Annotated in this window: 14 protein-coding genes, 1 tRNA gene, 1 pseudogene and 1 riboswitch; of the genes and pseudogenes, 6 read left to right on the plus strand and 10 right to left on the minus strand. The window is 72.7% G+C overall.

The window, feature by feature from the left end; all coding sequences use genetic code 11:
- Window positions 1-184: 184 nt before the first annotated feature.
- The 3 genes from OO48_RS21375 (at window position 185) to OO48_RS21385 (ending at window position 3,771) form a co-directional block, all read left to right on the plus strand.
- Complete coding sequence (locus tag OO48_RS21375; RefSeq protein WP_033218723.1) at window positions 185-1,300, plus strand: SGNH/GDSL hydrolase family protein; 1,116 nt, start codon at window positions 185-187, stop codon at window positions 1,298-1,300.
- Window positions 1,301-1,357: 57 nt separating this feature from the next.
- Window positions 1,358-2,575, plus strand: a complete 1,218-nt coding sequence (locus OO48_RS21380) for an acetyl-CoA C-acetyltransferase (protein WP_033218724.1) — start codon at window positions 1,358-1,360, stop codon at window positions 2,573-2,575.
- A 278-nt stretch (window positions 2,576-2,853) separates the two neighbouring features.
- A complete protein-coding gene (locus OO48_RS21385; protein ID WP_051732410.1) occupies window positions 2,854-3,771 on the plus strand; it encodes a hypothetical protein in 918 nt (305 codons plus the stop codon).
- Window positions 3,772-3,871: 100 nt separating this feature from the next.
- On the opposite strand, the gene OO48_RS21390 is transcribed toward OO48_RS21385, so the two are convergent.
- Window positions 3,872-4,213 carry a hypothetical protein gene (locus tag OO48_RS21390; protein ID WP_245194739.1) on the minus strand — a complete coding sequence of 114 codons (342 nt, stop codon included), beginning with the start codon at window positions 4,211-4,213 and terminating at the stop codon, window positions 3,872-3,874.
- Window positions 4,214-4,321: 108 nt separating this feature from the next.
- A complete protein-coding gene (locus tag OO48_RS21395) occupies window positions 4,322-5,188 on the minus strand; it encodes a Bax inhibitor-1/YccA family protein (protein ID WP_033218726.1) in 867 nt (288 codons plus the stop codon).
- Between the two features lie 168 nt (window positions 5,189-5,356).
- On the opposite strand from OO48_RS21395, the gene OO48_RS21400 reads away from it, so the two are divergent.
- A complete protein-coding gene (locus OO48_RS21400) occupies window positions 5,357-5,884 on the plus strand; it encodes a peptidylprolyl isomerase (RefSeq protein ID WP_033218727.1) in 528 nt (175 codons plus the stop codon).
- 62 nt (window positions 5,885-5,946) lie between these two features.
- On the opposite strand, the gene OO48_RS21405 is transcribed toward OO48_RS21400, so the two are convergent.
- Together OO48_RS21405 and OO48_RS21410 are read right to left on the minus strand one after the other, a co-directional pair.
- Window positions 5,947-8,511, minus strand: coding sequence for an ABC transporter permease (locus OO48_RS21405; protein WP_033218728.1), 2,565 nt, complete (start codon window positions 8,509-8,511; stop codon window positions 5,947-5,949).
- Window positions 8,512-8,577: 66 nt separating this feature from the next.
- Window positions 8,578-9,351: an ABC transporter ATP-binding protein gene (locus OO48_RS21410; protein WP_033218729.1), complete on the minus strand. Its 774-nt coding sequence runs from the start codon at window positions 9,349-9,351 to the stop codon at window positions 8,578-8,580.
- A 336-nt stretch (window positions 9,352-9,687) separates the two neighbouring features.
- On the opposite strand from OO48_RS21410, the gene OO48_RS38455 reads away from it, so the two are divergent.
- Window positions 9,688-9,769: transfer RNA gene (locus OO48_RS38455), tRNA-Leu, on the plus strand.
- A 59-nt stretch (window positions 9,770-9,828) separates the two neighbouring features.
- Window positions 9,829-10,200: a hypothetical protein gene (locus OO48_RS21415; protein ID WP_051732412.1), complete on the plus strand. Its 372-nt coding sequence runs from the start codon at window positions 9,829-9,831 to the stop codon at window positions 10,198-10,200.
- Between the two features lie 190 nt (window positions 10,201-10,390).
- On the opposite strand, the gene OO48_RS21420 is transcribed toward OO48_RS21415, so the two are convergent.
- The 6 genes and pseudogenes from OO48_RS21420 to OO48_RS40755 form a co-directional block, all read right to left on the minus strand.
- The gene (locus tag OO48_RS21420) at window positions 10,391-11,758 is read right to left on the minus strand and encodes an NAD(P)/FAD-dependent oxidoreductase (protein WP_033218731.1); all 1,368 of its coding nucleotides are present in this window, start codon (window positions 11,756-11,758) and stop codon (window positions 10,391-10,393) included.
- 434 nt (window positions 11,759-12,192) lie between these two features.
- The gene (locus OO48_RS21425) at window positions 12,193-13,128 is read right to left on the minus strand and encodes a Ppx/GppA phosphatase family protein (RefSeq protein ID WP_033218732.1); all 936 of its coding nucleotides are present in this window, start codon (window positions 13,126-13,128) and stop codon (window positions 12,193-12,195) included.
- A gap of 116 nt (window positions 13,129-13,244) precedes the next feature.
- A pseudogene (locus OO48_RS21430) lies at window positions 13,245-13,781 on the minus strand (DUF501 domain-containing protein); the annotation flags it as partial.
- A gap of 52 nt (window positions 13,782-13,833) precedes the next feature.
- Complete coding sequence (locus OO48_RS21435; protein ID WP_051732414.1) at window positions 13,834-14,274, minus strand: FtsB family cell division protein; 441 nt, start codon at window positions 14,272-14,274, stop codon at window positions 13,834-13,836.
- 103 nt (window positions 14,275-14,377) lie between these two features.
- Window positions 14,378-15,667: a phosphopyruvate hydratase gene (eno, locus tag OO48_RS21440; protein WP_033218738.1), complete on the minus strand. Its 1,290-nt coding sequence runs from the start codon at window positions 15,665-15,667 to the stop codon at window positions 14,378-14,380.
- A 290-nt stretch (window positions 15,668-15,957) separates the two neighbouring features.
- The gene (locus OO48_RS40755) at window positions 15,958-16,680 is read right to left on the minus strand and encodes a LysM peptidoglycan-binding domain-containing protein (protein WP_033218740.1); all 723 of its coding nucleotides are present in this window, start codon (window positions 16,678-16,680) and stop codon (window positions 15,958-15,960) included.
- A 3-nt stretch (window positions 16,681-16,683) separates the two neighbouring features.
- Window positions 16,684-16,882, minus strand: a riboswitch (cyclic di-AMP (ydaO/yuaA leader).
- Window positions 16,883-17,004 lie beyond the last annotated feature (122 nt).

The raw sequence follows: 17,004 nt of genomic DNA on the forward strand, positions 1-17,004 counted from the left end.
GCCTAGGGCCCACCCGCCGCCCCCCGATCCCTCACACCCCGCGCCCCGCCCGACGCGCCCCGCGTCCCGCGCCCCGCCGGCCCGGTGCGGCGGGCGGGTGGTTCTGCCCCGGGGGTCCGGTACGGCCGGGTGGCCGGGGGGTACCACTGGGGTAGCGGCGTGCGGAGTGGAGAGGGGGTTGCCGATGTCCGGCTCGCAGGCGTCGAGGGCCCGGGTGGCGCGGCGGATCGCCACCGCGGCGGCGTACGGGGGTGGTGGGCTGGGGCTGCTGGGTGCGGGTCTGGCCGGGGTGCTGCTGACCGAGAGCCGGATGGCGATCCGGGCGATCGGCATCCTGGACGGCGACCCGCCGCGCGCGGACGGCGTGTACGGCGAGGCGTTCGCCGATCCGTCCGACTCGCGGGGCCCCCTGGTGCTGGCGTTCCTGGGCGATTCGACGGCCGCGGGGCTGGGCGTGCAGCGGGCGCAGGAGACCCCCGGCGCGCTGCTGGCCTCGGGGCTGGCCTCGATCGCGGAGCGCCGGGTGCGGCTGGTGAACGTGGCGAAGTCGGGGGCGCGCTCGTCCGACCTGGCCCGGCAGTTGGAGCTGGCGCTGCCGCACCGGCCGGACGTCGCGGTGCTGATGATCGGCGCGAACGACGTGACCAGGCACGCCCCGGCGGCGCGCAGCGTGCGCGAGCTGGGCGAGGCGGTGGGCGTGCTGGTCTCGGCGGGCTGCCACGTGGTGGTGGGCACCTGCCCGGACCTGGGCACCATCAAGCCGGTCCGGCCGCCGTTGCGCTGGGTGGCGCGGCGGCTGAGCCGGCAGCTCGCGGCGGCGCAGACCATCGCGGTGGTGGAGGCGGGCGGACGGACGGTCTCGCTGGGTTCGCTGCTGGGCCCGGAGTTCGCGTCCCGGCCGGAGCTGTTCGCGGCGGACCGCTACCACCCGTCCGCGCAGGGGTACGCGACGGCGTCGATGGCGCTGCTGCCTTCGCTGTGCGCGGCGCTGGAGCTGTGGCCGCAGGAGTCGCCGGCGGCCGGCGGCGCGGTGGAGCCGCAGGCGGTGCTGCCGGTGGCGGTGGCGGCCGCCGCAGCGGCCGGGCGTTCGGGCACCGAGGTGACGGCGGCCGGTCCGGCGAACGGCACCTGGCGGTGGGCGACGCTCAAGCAGCGGTTCCGGCTGGCCCTGCCGCACGGCGAGGACGCGGAGCCCGCCGGGGCGGAGCGGGCCGGGGTCGAGGGCGAGCCGGGGCGGCGGGCGATCGCGTCGGCGAACTCACATCCGGAGTCGGATGACGCCGGAGCTACCAAGCGGTAACTTTCCCGGGGAGATCCACCGGATCGCGTCCCGAGGTCACTCAGCGAGGAGCCCGCCATGCCCGAAGCCGTCATCGTCAGCGCCGCCCGTTCGCCGATCGGCCGGGCGTTCAAGGGCTCGCTGAAGGACGTCCGCCCGGACGACCTGACCGCGCAGGTCATCGGCGCGGCGCTCGCCAAGGTCCCGCAGCTGGACCCGCGGCAGATCGACGACCTGATGCTGGGCTGCGGCCTGCCGGGCGGCGAGCAGGGCCACAACCTGGCCCGGATCGTGGCCGTCCAGATGGGCATGGACTACCTGCCGGGCGCCACGATCACCCGCTACTGCTCCTCGTCGCTGCAGACGACCCGGATGGCGCTGCACGCGATCAGGGCGGGCGAGGGCGACGTCTTCGTCTCGGCGGGCGTGGAGACGGTCTCCCGTTCGGTCAACGGCACCTCGGACGTGCCGGGCACCACCAACCCGCTGTTCGACGAGGCGCAGGCGCGCACCGGGCACCGCGCGGAGACCGGCGGCGGCGAGTGGCACGACCCGCGCGAGGACGGCCTGCTGCCGGACGCGTACATCGCGATGGGCCAGACCGCGGAGAACCTGGCGGCGCTGAAGGGGATCACCCGGGCCGAGCAGGACGAGTTCGGCGTGCGCTCGCAGAACCTGGCCGAGGCGGCGATCGAGGCCGGCTTCTGGCAGCGCGAGATCACCCCGGTGACGCTGCCGGACGGCACGGTGGTGAGCGCGGACGACGGCCCGCGCGCGGGCGTGACGCTGGAGGGCGTCTCCGGGCTGAAGCCGGTGTTCCGCCCCGACGGCACCGTGACGGCCGGTAACTGCTGCCCGCTGAACGACGGCGCGGCCGCGCTGGTGGTCATGTCGGACACCAAGGCGCGCGAGCTGGGCATCACCCCGCTGGCCCGGGTGGTCTCCACCGGCGTCTCGGCGCTCTCCCCGGAGATCATGGGCTACGGCCCGGTGGAGGCGTCCAGGCAGGCGCTGAAGCGGGCCGGCCTGTCGATCGGCGACATCGACCTGGTGGAGATCAACGAGGCGTTCGCGGCCCAGGTCATCCCGTCCTACCGGGACTTGGGCGTCGACCTGGACCGGCTGAACGTGAACGGCGGCGCGATCGCGGTGGGCCACCCGTTCGGCATGACCGGCGCCCGGATCACCACCACCCTGATCAACTCCCTGCAGTGGCACGACAAGCAGTTCGGCCTGGAGACCATGTGCGTGGGCGGCGGGCAGGGCATGGCGATGGTCATCGAGCGCCTGAGCTGACCGATGTGACAGGCGTCTCACCCATCCGGAGTGACGCTGGGTAATTGAGGGCCGGATCACACCGAAGGTGCGATCCGGCCCTTTTTTCGCCCCTCCGGGGCCGAATGTTCGACGCAGCGGATTGGATCAACTCCGCAGCGTAGAAAGGTATTACCCAACAATTTGCGGACAAGGAGGAAAGTCACTGACAAATCCGACATCAGCCACTGCAGTAACGGCCGCCGATACGGCAGTGTGGAGGCGTAACCCCGTTCCGCTCCTCGTTGGGAGTACGTTCCGTGAGCGCCGCCTTCCTCTCCCTGCTGCTGGCACTGATCGCCCTGACCACCGCCGTCCTGTTCCACCTCCGCGCGCTGACGCGGAAGTTGGACGCGCGGCAGCCAGCCGCCCCGCAGCTGGACGAAGCGCTGATACGCCGCGCCGTCGCCGAAGCGCTGGCCACCGACCGGGAGCGGGAGATCACCGAGGCCCGGGCGTTCTGGGCCGAGCAGGAGGCGCGCGCCGCCGAGGACTCCCCGCTGTTCGACACCCCGTTCACCACCGTCGGCGAGGACTGGCCGATCTTCTTCCCGCGCCCGACCGGCCCGCAGGACGCCGCCGACAACAACGGCGTGATGGACCCGGAGTTCGGCGAGGCGCTGCGCCACGCGCTGGAGGACCTGATCAAGGACGCCCCGGCGGACGGCGCCCCGGCCGGCGGCACCCGGACCGCGCACCCCTCGCAGGGCGGCGCCCTGCCCGCCCCCGGCGACGGCGGCGACGTGCAGGCCCGCCGGGAGGCCGACCTGCTGGCCACCGGCCTGGAGGCCGGGCTGCTGGACGCCGAGGCGGAGCCCGCGACCGCGCCCGACCCGCGCCGGCACCCCTCGCACCCGGACTTCGTGCCCAGCCCGACCCCGTCCCGCGAGTGGACCGACGACCGGCTGGCCGCGCTGGCCGAGGAGCGGATCGGCCTGACCGACGTCCGCCCCGGCCCGCTGGGCACCCTGGACGTGTACGCCTTCGCCGACGGCACCACGCTCTGCGTCGCGCCCGGCGACCGGGAGGCCGCGTACCGGCTGATCGACGCCGTCCGGGCCGGCGAGGACGTCCGGCTGCTCGGCGGGTCCCGGTTCTCCGGCTCGTACTCGCTGACCTTCTCCACCGACGACGAGACGGTCTACGTCCTCGCCGACCGGGTGGTCGCCTCGATCTGACGGCCGCCCGCCCGCGCCCGCGACGGGGCGCCGACCGCCCGGCAAGGGGTTGCCCGGCCGGCTCGGCGCCCCGTCGGCGCGTCCGGCTCCTGACGGGACGTCAGGCGGTGAGCCGATCGGTGGCCTCGACGTCGGCGAGCGCGGCGGCCAGCGCCCCGGGGTGCCCGTCGCCCGCGGCGAGCGCCAGGTCGTGCCCGGTGACGGCGAGTTGGTCGCCCACCGCGAACGCCCCGCAGTCCGGCACCTCCAGCGCGGGCAGCCCCTCCAGCGCGCGTCCCGCGTCCGCCAGCCGCCGGGCCAGGGCGAGCACGGCGGCGGCCCGGGACGGGTACCCGGGGACGGCGCCCAGCAGGCGGCTCTGCGGCATCGCCCGGAAGCGGTCGGCGAGCCGGTCGACGGCGGTGGTCAGCCGCGCGGCGGCGGCGGGCAGTTGCTCGGACATGCCCCGAGACTAGCCAACCGCCCCGCCCTGTCCCGGCCGGGAACGGCCGCGGCGGGCCCCGGAGGAACGTTCCCCCGGGGCCCGCCGCGGGTGTGCGCCGGGCGCGGGTCAGTCGTCGCCGCGCAGGATGGCGATCAGGCGCAGCATCTCCATGTAGATCCACACCAGCGACAGCGTCAGGCCGAAGGCGGCCCGCCAGGCCTCCTTCTCGGGGGCGCCCATCCGGATGCCCTCCTCGATCTCGGCGTAGTCGAGGGTGAGGAAGAACGCGCCGAGGGCGATGCCGACCAGGCCGACCAGGATGCCCAACGGGCCGGAGCGCAGGCCGAAGTCGGCGCCGAAGGCCATCGCCACCACGTTGACCAGCATCAGCAGCACGAAGCCGATGGCGATCGAGATGCCGATCCGGGTGTACCGGGGGGTGACCCGGATCCGGCCGCTCTTGTAGGCGAACAGCGTCGCCGCGAAGACCGCCGAGGTGCCCAGCACGGCCTGGATCGCGATGCCCGGCCAGAACGTCTCGAAGGCCTTGCTGATCGCGCCGAGGAAGAAGCCCTCGAGCGCCGCGTAGGCCAGGATCAGACCGGGGTTGACGCTGCGCTTGAAGCTGACCACCAGGCCGATGACCATCGCGACCAGGGCCGCGCCGATCGCCGGGGCGAAGTTGTCCATCGGCACGGTGAACCAGGCCACCGCGCCGAAGGCGACCAGGGTCAGCAGCGTCATGGCCGTCCGGGCGACCACGTCGTCCATGGTCATCCGGCCGGTCTGGAGCGGGCCGGCGGACGGGGCCTCGTACATGCCCGCGAGCTGTTCGTCCGTCAACGGCGGCTGTCCGGCGCCCTGGTGGCCCGCGTACGGGTTGCCGTAGGCCTGCTGGCCCGGCTGGCCGGCCGTCTGCGTGCCGAACCCCGCGTACTGGTTGTCGCGGGTGAAGGACCCCTCCCGCGAGAAGACCGGGTTCCTGCTTCTCATCACATTCCTTCCGGGGCGGCACGGCACCACCCACACAGAGCACAAGAGTAATGGTTTGGCAAAGTATTCCGCGTCGGTCGTGAGGATGATCCCGTGTCGCCTGCGCGGGTGGCCGTGGAAGGGGCAGGGTGGGTGGCGCACCTGACGCATACCCAGAAAGGCGGCCCCATGGCCGAGGAACTGTACGCCACTCTGAAGACCAACAAGGGCGACATCGAGGTACGGTTGCTGCCGAACCACGCCCCCAAGACGGTCAAGAACTTCGTGGAGCTGGCGACGGGTGAGCGCCAGTGGACCGACCCGAACACCGGGCAGCCGAGCAACGCCCCGCTGTACGACGGCACGGTCTTCCACCGGGTGATCCAGGGGTTCATGATCCAGGGCGGCGACCCGCTGGGCAATGGCACCGGGGGCCCGGGTTACGAGTTCGCCGACGAGTTCCACCCGGACCTGGCGTTCACCAAGCCGTACCTGCTGGCGATGGCCAACGCGGGCCCGGGCACCAACGGTTCGCAGTTCTTCGTCACGGTCGGCGCCACCACCTGGCTGACCGGCAAGCACACCATCTTCGGCGAGGTCACCGACGCGGCCAGCCAGAAGGTGGTGGACGCCATCGCCAACACCGACACCAACCCGCGCAACGACCGCCCGGTGCAGGACGTGGTGATCGAGAAGGTCGTCATCGAGACCCGCTGACGCCCCCCGGCACGCGGGAGCCGCCCGTCCCGGTCCCGGGGCGGGCGGCTCCGTGCGCGGCGTCAGTCGGTCTTGATGCTGCTCAGGATGTCCAGCCGGGAGGCCCGGCGGGCCGGCCAGAGCGCGGCGACCATGCCGACCAGGGCGGCCAGGCCGAGGAAGAGGAGCACGCTGCCGTACGGGATCACGGTGGTCAGTCCCTTCAGTTCGGAGGCCAGGACGCGGGTCGCGGCCCAGGCCAGGAAGCAGCCGAGCAGGACGCCGATCAGGGCGCCGAAGACCGAGATCACCACCGACTCCAGGCGGATCATCCGCTTGATGCCGCGCCGCTCCAGGCCGATCGCCCGCAGCATGCCGATCTCGCGCTTGCGCTCGAACACCGACATGGCGAGCGTGTTGATCACGCCGAGGACGGCGACGATCACCGCCATGCCGAGCAGGCCGTACATCAGGTTGAGCATGGTCGAGATGATCCGGCTGAACTCGTCGACCATGTCCTTCAGGGTGCGGACCTCCATCACCGGGTTGCGGCCGGTGGCGTCCTTGATGGACTGCTTCAGTGCGGCGGTCGGGCCGTCGGCGCCCTTCACCAGGATCTGCTGGACCAGCGGGTGGGCGTCGTGGCTCTCGATCAGCCGGTTGGACGCCACGATCGGGGAGACGCCGTCGTTGCGCTCGAAGACGCCGCCGACGGTGAGCGTCACGGGCCCGCCCTGGTCCGCGGTGGCCCGCAGGGTGGAGCCGACCGAGAGCCGGTGCTTGGTGGCGAACTCGTCGTTGACCAGGACCTGGTCCTGCCCGAGGGCCGCGGTGGAGCCGGACTTCATCGTCAGGTTGACCAACTGGTCGAAGGCGGCGGCGTCGTAGCCCTCGATGGCGCGGCTGCCGCCCACCCCCTCGATGTCCCACCAGACGTTGTCGACCTGGCTGGCCGCCTTCACCCCGTCCGCCTTGGCGACCAGGCCGGTCAGGTCGGTGGACAGCTCGCGGCCGTCGGCCATGCCGACCACGTAGTCGGCCTTCATCGAGCTGCCGACCATCGAGGTGACGGCGCTGGTGACCGAGTTGCCGATCACGGTCAGCGCGGTGACCAGGGTCAGGCCGATGGTGAGCGCGGCCGCGGTGCTGGCGGTGCGGCGCGGGTTGCGCACCGCGTTCAGCCGGGCCAGCTTGCCGGGGGTGCCGAACACCCTGGCCAGCACCGGGCCGACCAGCGCGATCACCGGGCGCGACAGCAGCGGCAGCAGCACGAACACGCCGATCAGGGTGAGCGGGGCACCCAGCTCCAGCATGTGCTGGGCGTTCGAGCCCTCGCCGTTGGCGCCGGCCAGGATCAGGCCCAGGCCGGAGCCGGCCACCAGCACGCCGATCGAGTTGCGGATCAGCAGGCCGCGCTGGGTGCTGGGCTGGTCGCCGCTGCTCATCGCCGCCACCGGGGGGATCCGGGAGGCCCGGACGGCGGGCAGCAGCGCGGACAGCACGGTGACCACCACGCCGGTCACCAGGGTGCCGACGACCGTCACCGGGGCGATCACCAGGGAGCCGGTGGGCAGGCCCTCGTTGAAGGCGTGCAGCAGGGACTGCAGGCCCGCGCCGATGCCGACGCCCGCGAGCAGGCCGCCGACGGAGGCGACCACGCCGATGGCGAGCGCCTCGACCAGCACCGACTTGGTGACCTGGCCGCGGCTGGCGCCGACCGCCCGCAGCAGCGCCAACTCCTTGATGCGCTGGGCGATCAGCATGGTGAAGGTGTTGACGATGATGAAGATGCCGACGAACAGCGAGATCCCGGCGAACACCAGCAGCATGGTCTTCATGCCGCTGACCGAGTCGGCGACCATCCTGGTCTGCTCGTCCTTGAGCTCCTGGCCGGTCTTCAGCTCGGTGCCCTCGGCGGGGGCCTTCGCCCGTGCCTGGTCGAGCAGTTGGGCCTCGGTGGTGCCGGCCTTGGCGGTCAGCACCACGGAGCTGAACCGGCCCGGCTCCAGCAGTTCGCGCTGGGCGGTGGCGGTGTCCATCAGCACCAGGGTGCCGCCGGAGGTGACCTGCGGGTCGTCGGTGGTGAAGACGCCGGTGAGCACCGCGTCCCGGGCGGCGCCGTTGCCGGCCACCCGGACGGTGTCGCCGACGTGGTAGCCGGCCTTGTCGGCGGCCTGCCGGTTCAGCGCGATCTCGCCGCCGGTGCGCGGGCCGCGGCCCTCGGCCATCGGGTAGCGGGTGTCGGCTCCGGAGCCGTCCGGGACGAAGTTGGCGCCGCGGGCGCTCCACGCCTGGCCGACCAGGTTGCCCTTCTTGTCGGCGACGGCGGTGAAGCCGGAGACCACGCCGCGGGCGCGCTCGGCGCCGGGCAGCGCGGCCAGCTGCTCGACGGTGGCCCCGGTCAGCGAGGCCCGCTCCTTCGGCTGGTCGTCGCCGCCGGTCGGGCCGCCGCCGTCCGCGCCGGTGGCGGAGACCAGCACCGAGACGTCCGAGAAGCTGGTGGAGTAACTGTCGCGCATGGCCCGGCCCATGGTGTCGGAGAACACCAGGGTGCCGGCCACGAAGGCGGTGCCGAGCAGCACGGCCAGCGCCGTCATCAGGAGTCGGCCCTTGTGGGCCAGCACGTTGCGCAGTGCGGTGCGATACATGGGGTCAGTCCCGGGGAGGTGGGTGCGGTAGGTGGCGGCGGGGCCCGGCGAGCGGGCGGCGGGCCGTCAGCTGGTGCGGCCCTTGGCGTCGAAGCGGCGCATCCGGTCCAGGACGGTGTCGGCGGTGGGGCGGTGCAGCTCGTCGACGATCCGGCCGTCGGCCAGGAACACCACCCGGTCCGCGTACGAGGCGGCCACCGGGTCGTGCGTCACCATCACCACGGTCTGGCCGAGTTCGCGCACCGAGTTGCGCAGGAAGGAGAGGATCTCCGCGCCGGAGCGGGAGTCCAGGTTGCCGGTGGGCTCGTCGGCGAAGATGATCTCCGGCTTGGAGGCCAGCGCCCGGGCGCACGCCACCCGCTGCTGCTGGCCGCCCGACAGCTGGGCGGGCCGGTGCGAGAGCCGGCCGGACAGGCCGACGGTCTCCACCACCCGGTCCAGCCAGGCCCGGTCGACCTTGGTGCCGGCGATGTCCATCGGCAGCGTGATGTTCTCCAGCGCGGTCAGCGTGGGCAGCAGGTTGAACGCCTGGAAGACGAAGCCGATCTTGTCCCGGCGCAGCTTGGTCAGCTGCTTGTCCTTCAGCCCGACCAGCTCGGTGTCGCCGATGGTGGCCGACCCGGAGGTGACCTTGTCCAGCCCGGCCATGCAGTGCATCAGCGTCGACTTGCCGGAGCCGGACGGGCCCATGATCGCGGTGAACTCGCCCTGCCCGAAGGCGACCGAGACGTCGTCCAGCGCCACGACCCTGGTCTCGCCCTCGCCGTAGACCTTGTTCAGGCCGGTGGCGCGGGCCGCCGCCAGGCCGGTGTGGGCTGCGTACGCGGTCGAGGTGCTCACGGTGGACTCCTTAGTCCGGGAGGGCGGGTTCGTCACGGCGCGGCCGCTCCGAGGACTCCTCCGACCGCTACTCCATCCTCGCCGCACCCCCGGCCGTCCACGTCGCTCCGCCGAAGGGTTGGCCCACCGCCGCCAGGCGTACGGCCCCCGGGGCCGCCTCCTCCTGCGGGATGACTCCGCCCCCGAGGCGCGGATGGCCGAGAACGACCGGTGCCTGGCCGAAACACCGGACGCATCGTCAGATGGCATGGATGCATGACAACTTCCGCACCTGGAAATATGCGAAACGGCCGCCCGGCCGACTAGGCTCAGCGACTGAGTTCGCCGCGCTCCCAGGCCCAGATGGTGGAACGCAGACACGGGCAGCTTAAAACTGCTTGGCCGCGAGGCCGTGCCGGTTCGAGTCCGGCTCTGGGCACTCTCCTGCCCACCTTCCGTGACGATTTGTAATCGAACGAGCACGTTCGCGCCCAGCGGGTGTACGCCTCGCTGTTCTGGATCGCCGAGCGGCACGCCGCCACCGACGGGCAGCGGCGGCGGCAGACCAACCCCGCGATGCTCGCCCCGCACGAGGCGGTGCGACTGGTGGCGTTCCTGCTCAGCGGGGCGGCCCTGGCCGAGGAGGACGAGCCGGAGGTCGACCGGGCCGACGTGCTGGCCGCGCTGACCCTGCTGCCGCTGGTGCGGGCCGAACTCGACGAGCTGGAGGCCGGGTTGCTCACCATGGCGCGCGGACGCGGGATGACCTGGCAGGAGATCGCGTTCGGGCTGGGCCTGGGCACCCCGCAGGCCGCCCGGCAGCGGCACGAGCGGCTGGGCGAGCGCACCGCGCCCGCCGGAGGGGCCTGACGGCCCCGGAACGCCCGAAGGCCCCCACCCGGTGGAGGGTGGGGGCCTTCGTCAACTGCCTGCTGTACTCCGCCCGGTGGCGGGGCCGGCTGAGCACCACGGAGGTCGTGGTCCGGCGGCGCTGCCGGGCGGAGGGCCTCCGACTCGTACCCGGCCTGGGGCCGGGTCTGGGTCGCTTGCTTGTCGCGACTTACTTGCTCGCGGCGAGTTCCTTCTTCGGCTGCTCGGCCGCGGCGGGCTTCGGCGCCGGGGCGGTCGCCTCCTGGAAGGCGTCGAAGGGCTTCTCCATCTCGGAGAGGCCGACGGTCTCGCGCTTGAGGAACATCGCGAGGGTCCAGTCGGTGAAGACCCTGATCTTGCGGTTCATGGTCGGGACCATCGCACCGTGGTAGGCGCGGTGGAACCACCAGGCCAGGCGGCCCTTCAGCTTGACCTTGCCGAACAGGATCGCCACGCCCTTGTGCAGGCCGAGGCCGGCCACCGCGCCGAGGTTCTTGTGCTTGTACTCGGCCTGCGGGAAGCCGCGCATGCCCGCGATGACGTTGTCACCGAGGACGGCGGCCTGGCGGACGGCGTGCTGCGCGTTCGGCGGGCACCAGGCGCCCTCACCGGCGGCCAGGTCGGGGACCTGGGCGTTGTCGCCGGCCGCCCACACGTAGTCGAAGCCCTGGACCTGGAGGGTCGCCGCGGTGTCCACGTGGCCGCGCGGGCCGAGCGGGAGGCCGAAGCGGTTGACCACCGGGTTGGGCTTGACGCCCGCGGTCCACACGATGGTGGAGGCGTCGAACTCCATGCCGTTCTTCAGCACCACGTGCTGGTCGACGCAGGAGTCCATCGAGGTCTCGATGTAGACCTCGATGTCGCGCTCCTCCAGGCGCTCCTTGGTCCACAGACCGAGGTCCGGGCCCATCTCGGGGAGGATGCGGTTGGCCGCCTCCACCACCACGAAGCGCATGTCGTCGCGGCTGACGGTCTTGTAGATCTTGGCGGCGTCGCGCGCCATGTCCTCGATCTCGGCGACGGTCTCGATGCCGGCGAAGCCACCGCCGATGACCACGAAGGTCAGGGCCTTGCGCCGGACGTCCTCGTCCGTGGTGGACTCGGCCTTGTCGAGCTGCGCCATGACGTGGTTGCGGAGGCTGATCGCCTCCTCGACCGTCTTCATGCCGATGCCGTGCTCCGCCAGACCCGGGATCGGGAAGGTGCGGGACACCGAGCCGGTCGCGACGACCAGGTACTCGAAGGGCAGTTCGTAGGAGTCGCCGGCCGCGGGCTGGATGGTGGCGACCTTGCGGGCGTGGTCCACCTCGGTCACGTGACCGGTGAGCACCTCCGCCTTCTTGAGGGCGCTGCGCAGCGGCGCGACGAGGTTGCGAGGGGCGACGTTGCCGCCGGCCGCCTCGGGGAGGAAGGGCAGGTACGTCATGTACGACCGCGGGTCGACGACCGTGACGGTCGCTTCGCCGTAGCGCATCTTCTTGAGGATGCGCATCGCGGCATACAGGCCGACGTAACCACCGCCGACAATGAGGATGCGAGGACGCTCCGTGGTGCTCATATCCGAAAGTATCCACCCCCGCCTGACGGGCCATTCGTGAGGCCCGTCACAAGCTCCTGGACACCGGGTGCTACACTACGCGCCCGCATTTCCGCCCCGGAGGGGCCTCCTCACCCCCGCCGGCCGACCTCGGTGAGCGGTCCGGGCCGCGGTGCCGCGCTGAGCAGCAACGATCCCGGCCCCGCACGGGTTCCCGCGCGAGGTTTCGATTTCTCCGGGATGAACCGCAGGTTGCCTGCGATCCCACGAGCGACCCGCCGACGGGGCCTTCGGTCCACATTTCGGTCGCCGCAGTGGCCCGGAGTGGGTCGAAAGGCTGGATTGCCATGTGAAGAAATTCACGAAGCTTCTCGCCGCGACACGCCGGAAGGCCCCCGGAGCGGCCCGCGGGGGTCTCCCGCGCGCCCTCCGGGGGCCTTCCGACGGCCGGTGGATCAGGCGATCGACCAGGCGATCCCGTCCAGGATGTCGTGCTCGGAGACCAGCAGTTCGGCGGCCCCGGTGCGCTCCATGACCTCCAGCAGCACCAGCGCGCCCGCGGCGATCACGTCCACCCGGCCGGGGTGCATGACCGGGACGGCGGCCCGCTCGGCGTGCGAGGAGTGCAGCAGCCACTGGGCGGTCTCCCGCACCCGCTCGACGCCGATCACCGCGTGGTGGATCCGCTCGGAGTCGTAGCCGGGCAGTTCCAGGGCGATCCCGGCGACGGTGGTGACGGTGCCGGCCAGCCCGATCAGGGTGGCGCCGGAGTCCAGCGGCACCGTCTCGGCGACGGTGTCGAGCGCGGCCCGGATGTCGGCCCGCGCCGCCCCGATCTGCGCCTCGGTGGGCCGCCCGCCCGCGAAGTGGCGCTCCGTCATCCGGACGCAGCCGATGTCCATCGAGTACGCGGCCCGCACGTCCTGCTCGCCGAGCACGAACTCGGTGGAGCCGCCGCCCAGGTCGAACACCAGGTACGGCGGCCGGCGCGGGCCGCCGAGCAGTTCGCGGGTGGCGCCGGTGAAGGACAGCCGGGCCTCCTCGTCGCCGCTGACCACGCTCGGCGTGACGCCCAGGATCTCCTCGACCCCGGCGGTGAACTCGGCGGCGTTCTCGGCGTCCCGGGAGGCGGAGGTGGCGACCATCCGGATCCGGTCGGGGGCGACCCCGTGCTCGGCGATCACCTCCGCGTACTCGCGGCAGGCCGCGAAGGTGCGGGCCAGCGCCTCGGGGTGCAGCCGCCCGGTGCGGTCGACGTCCTGGCCGAGCCGGACGATCAGCATCCGCCGGTCCAGGTCCGTGATCTCCCCGGTCTCCGGGTCGAGGTCGGCGATCAGCAGGCGGATCGAGTTGGTGCCGCAGTCGATCGCGGCGACGCGGGTGGCGCTCACTCCCCGTCCTCCTGCTGCTCGGCGGCCTTGCGGGCGGCCCGCTCGGCGCTCAGCGCCTCCTTGGCGGCGATCACCGCGTCGTGGTCCTTGGCCTTGGCCCGGTTGCGGGCGACCCGCTCCCCGGCCGCGTCGACCTCGGCGGGGCTGACGCACGGGCCCTTGGCCCACCACTGCTCCAGCATCCCGATCGCCTCGTCGCCGAGCGGGTTGACGCCCTCCCCGGCCGCCAGCGAGTGCCCGACCAGCACGTGCAGGCACTTGACCCGGTCGGGCATGCCGCCGGCGCTGGGGAAGCCCTCCAGCACCTCGATGGCGTCCCGGCGGGCGATGTAGTCCTCGTGCGCCTTCTGGTAGGCGGCGGCGAGCTCCGGGTCCTCGGCGAGCCGGGCGGTCTGCTCCTTCATCACGCCGTCCGCCTCCAGGGTGCCGATCAGCGAGGCGGCCCGGGGGCAGGTCAGGTAGTAGAGCGTCGGGAACGGCGTGCCGTCGGGCAGCCGGGGCGCGGTCTCCACCACGTCCGGGTTGCCGCACGGGCAGCGGTGGGCGACGGCGCGCAGCCCGCGCGGGACCCGGCCGAGCTGGGCGGCGATGGCGGCGACGTCGCGGTCGGACACCTCGGGGGCGTCGGGCGCGGGAGGGTTCTGGTTGCTCATCGGGAGTCTGTTCGTCAGAGGGGGCGGGGGTCGTTGGGGGGACGCCGGGGCGTCAGGGGGCCGGCCGCGGTGCGGCGCCGGCGGCGTCGGCGGCGTCCACCGAGTCCCAGAGGGTGGCGTACCAGGGCTTGAGCGCCTTCGGCCGGCCGGCCGCGGCGTCGTCCGAGGAGGGCTTCGCGCCGGGCGGGGGCGGCGGGGAGACCGAGACGAACGGGGTCTCGCCGGGCAGCGCGTAGTGCAGCCGCTCCCGGGCCCGGGCCTTGACGTACTCCGGGTCCTGCCAGCGGGCCTTCTCCCGGCGCAGCTCGTCGACCTGCTGGCGGGCGTGCTCGGCCTTGGCCCGCTGGGCGGCGATCTCGCCGCGCTGGGCGATGTACTGGCGGGCCGGGTAGGCGAGTATCGCCACCAGCGAGCACAGCACGAGCACCAGCACGGTGGCCCGGCTGGTGAAGCGCGGCCGCGCCGCCAACCCGGGGATCCTCCACTTGGCCATCTGCTCGCCCCTCCTGCGCACGCCGGTGCCCCGGCCCCACCCTACGCGGTGGGGACCGGGGCACCGGTCACAACAGGCTCAGGACGTTCGGCCCCCGCCGTGCTTACTTGTCCGCGGAGCGGAACCGGGGGAACGCGGAACGGCCCGCGTACTCGGCGGCGTCGTCGAGGATCTCCTCGATGCGCAGCAGCTGGTTGTACTTGGCGACGCGCTCGGAGCGGGCCGGGGCGCCGGTCTTGATCTGGCCGCAGTTGGTGGCGACGGCGAGGTCGGCGATGGTGACGTCCTCGGTCTCGCCGGAGCGGTGCGACATCATGCAGCGGTAGCCGTTGCGCTGGGCCAGCTCGACGGCGTCCAGGGTCTCGGTGAGCGAGCCGATCTGGTTGACCTTCACCAGCAGCGCGTTGGCGGTGCCGGTCTCGATGCCCTTGCGCAGGCGCTCCGGGTTGGTGACGAACAGGTCGTCGCCGACCAGCTGGACCTTGTCGCCCAGCGCGTCGGTGATGGTCTTCCAGCCGTCCCAGTCCGACTCGTCCAGCGGGTCCTCGATGGAGACCAGCGGGTAGTCGGCGACCAGCTCGGCGTAGTACGCGGTCAGGTCGGCGGAGGAGAGCGCCTTGCCCTCGAACTGGTAGGCGCCGTCCTTGTAGAACTCGGAGGCGGCGACGTCCAGGGCGAGCGCGACGTCCTTGCCCGGGGTGTAGCCGGCCTTCTTGATGGCCTCGGTGATGAGGTCCAGGGCCTCGCGGTTGGAGTCCAGGTTCGGGGCGAAGCCGCCCTCGTCGCCCAGGCCGGTGGAGAGCCCGCGCTCCTTCAGCACGCCCTTGAGGGTGTGGTAGACCTCGACGCCCCAGCGGACGGCCTCGGAGAAGGACTCCGCGCCGATCGGGGCGATCATGAACTCCTGGATGTCGACGTTGGAGTCCGCGTGCGAGCCGCCGTTGAGGATGTTCATCATCGGGACGGGCAGCACGTGGGCGTTCGGGCCGCCCAGGTAGCGGAACAGCGGCAGGTCGCTGGCCTCGGAGGCGGCGTGCGCCACGGCGAGCGAGACGCCCAGGATGGCGTTGGCGCCGAGCGAGGACTTGTCCGGGGTGGCGTCCAGGTCGAGCATGGCCTGGTCGATCAGGCGCTGCTCGGTGGCGTCGTAGCCGACCAGCTCGGGGCCGATCTGCTCGATCACGGCGAGGACGGCCTTCTCGACGCCCTTGCCGAAGTAGCGGTTCTTGTCACCGTCGCGGAGCTCCAGGGCCTCGAAGGCACCGGTGGAGGCACCCGACGGGACGGCCGCGCGACCGGTGCTGCCGTCGTCGAGACCGACCTCGACCTCGACCGTGGGGTTGCCGCGGGAGTCGAGGATCTCACGGGCTACGACGACATCAATGGACGGCACGAGGCATCTCCTAGCGGAAGCGGATGTGTGGTCGTTACGACCAGAGCCTAGCCGCACAGCGCCGTGCGGCCACGCCCGGCCGGGCCCCGTCTCACGGTGTGGCCCGGCTACTCATCGGTAGTTCACCTGTTTGACGGCCGTCCCGCCGCCCCCGGCGGCGCGAACTGCTCGGCGCACGCCGGGAGCGGACGGGTCGTCAGGGGACGCGGCCCTCGTCAGGGCGGCGGGGGGGCCTCGTCAGGCCGCCGGCCCGTCGCGTCCCGGATGCCGGGACCGGGCCCGGACCGGTGTCAGAGGGCGAGCACCTGGCCGGGCACGATCAGGTCGGGGTCGGCGCCGATCAGCTCGTGGTTGGCCTGGTAGATCCGCTCCCAGCCGCCGGACACGTTCCGCGCGACGGCGATGCCGGAGAGCGTGTCGCCGTCCTGGACGGTGTAGCCGCCGGCGGCCGGGTCCTGCGGGGCGGCCTGGGGCGCGGCGGCGGACTCGTCGGCCTCGTCGGCCTCGGCGGACCCGACGGGTTCGGCAGCGGGCTTCGCGGGCTTCTTCGACTGCGCGCTCTTCGGCTGCCGGGGGGCGGTCGGGCGCTCCTCGGAGCGGGAGGCGGCGTCGCCGGAGACCTCGGCGGGCGCGCCGCCCCTGGCGAGCCCGGCCCGCTTGGAGCAGACCGGCCAGGCGCCGGGGCCCTGGGAGGCGAGCACCCGCTCGGCCACCGCGATCTGCTGGGAGCGGCTGGCCTGGTCGGCGCGGGCCGCGTACTGGCCGCCGCCGAAGGCGCGCCAGGTGGAGGAGGTGAACTGCAGACCGCCGTAGAAACCGTTCCCGGTGTTGATGTTCCAGTCGCCGCCGCTCTCGCACTGGGCCACGCGGTCCCAGGTGTCGACGGGTGCGGCTGCCGCTCCGGTGGCGGCCAACAGTGGCAGGGCCAGGCCGACCGAGGCCACGCCGGCGGCGGCGATGACCTTCTCGGCCTTGGTACTACGGCGGTGGCGAGGGGTGTTGGCGAACAGCACGGGACATCCTCTCCGCACGCCTGCGAGGTGAGCTGTCGGGTTCGGACCGGGAGGCTGGCCCGGCCGCCGGGCGGTTCGGACGCGGTCGCGTCCGCTGCTCGGCGGCTTCACCCCAAGCCGTCGGGACTACGGCGTTCACACTGGTTCCCCCGCTCCTGTCCGGTACCTGGTAGGTGGCCCGAGAACGCGGCGGACAGGACTCGGCGTGCCGCGACCGGGGCCCGCAGCTGCGGGCATGTCGGAGAGTAGGCAAAGCTGACGAGCAATCACAAGCTCATATCACCATGATCACGCCGAAATTACGGATCCCCGATTCTCGTACAC

It is taken from the genome of Kitasatospora phosalacinea (assembly GCF_000716545.1).
GTDB classification, from domain to species: domain Bacteria; phylum Actinomycetota; class Actinomycetes; order Streptomycetales; family Streptomycetaceae; genus Kitasatospora; species Kitasatospora phosalacinea.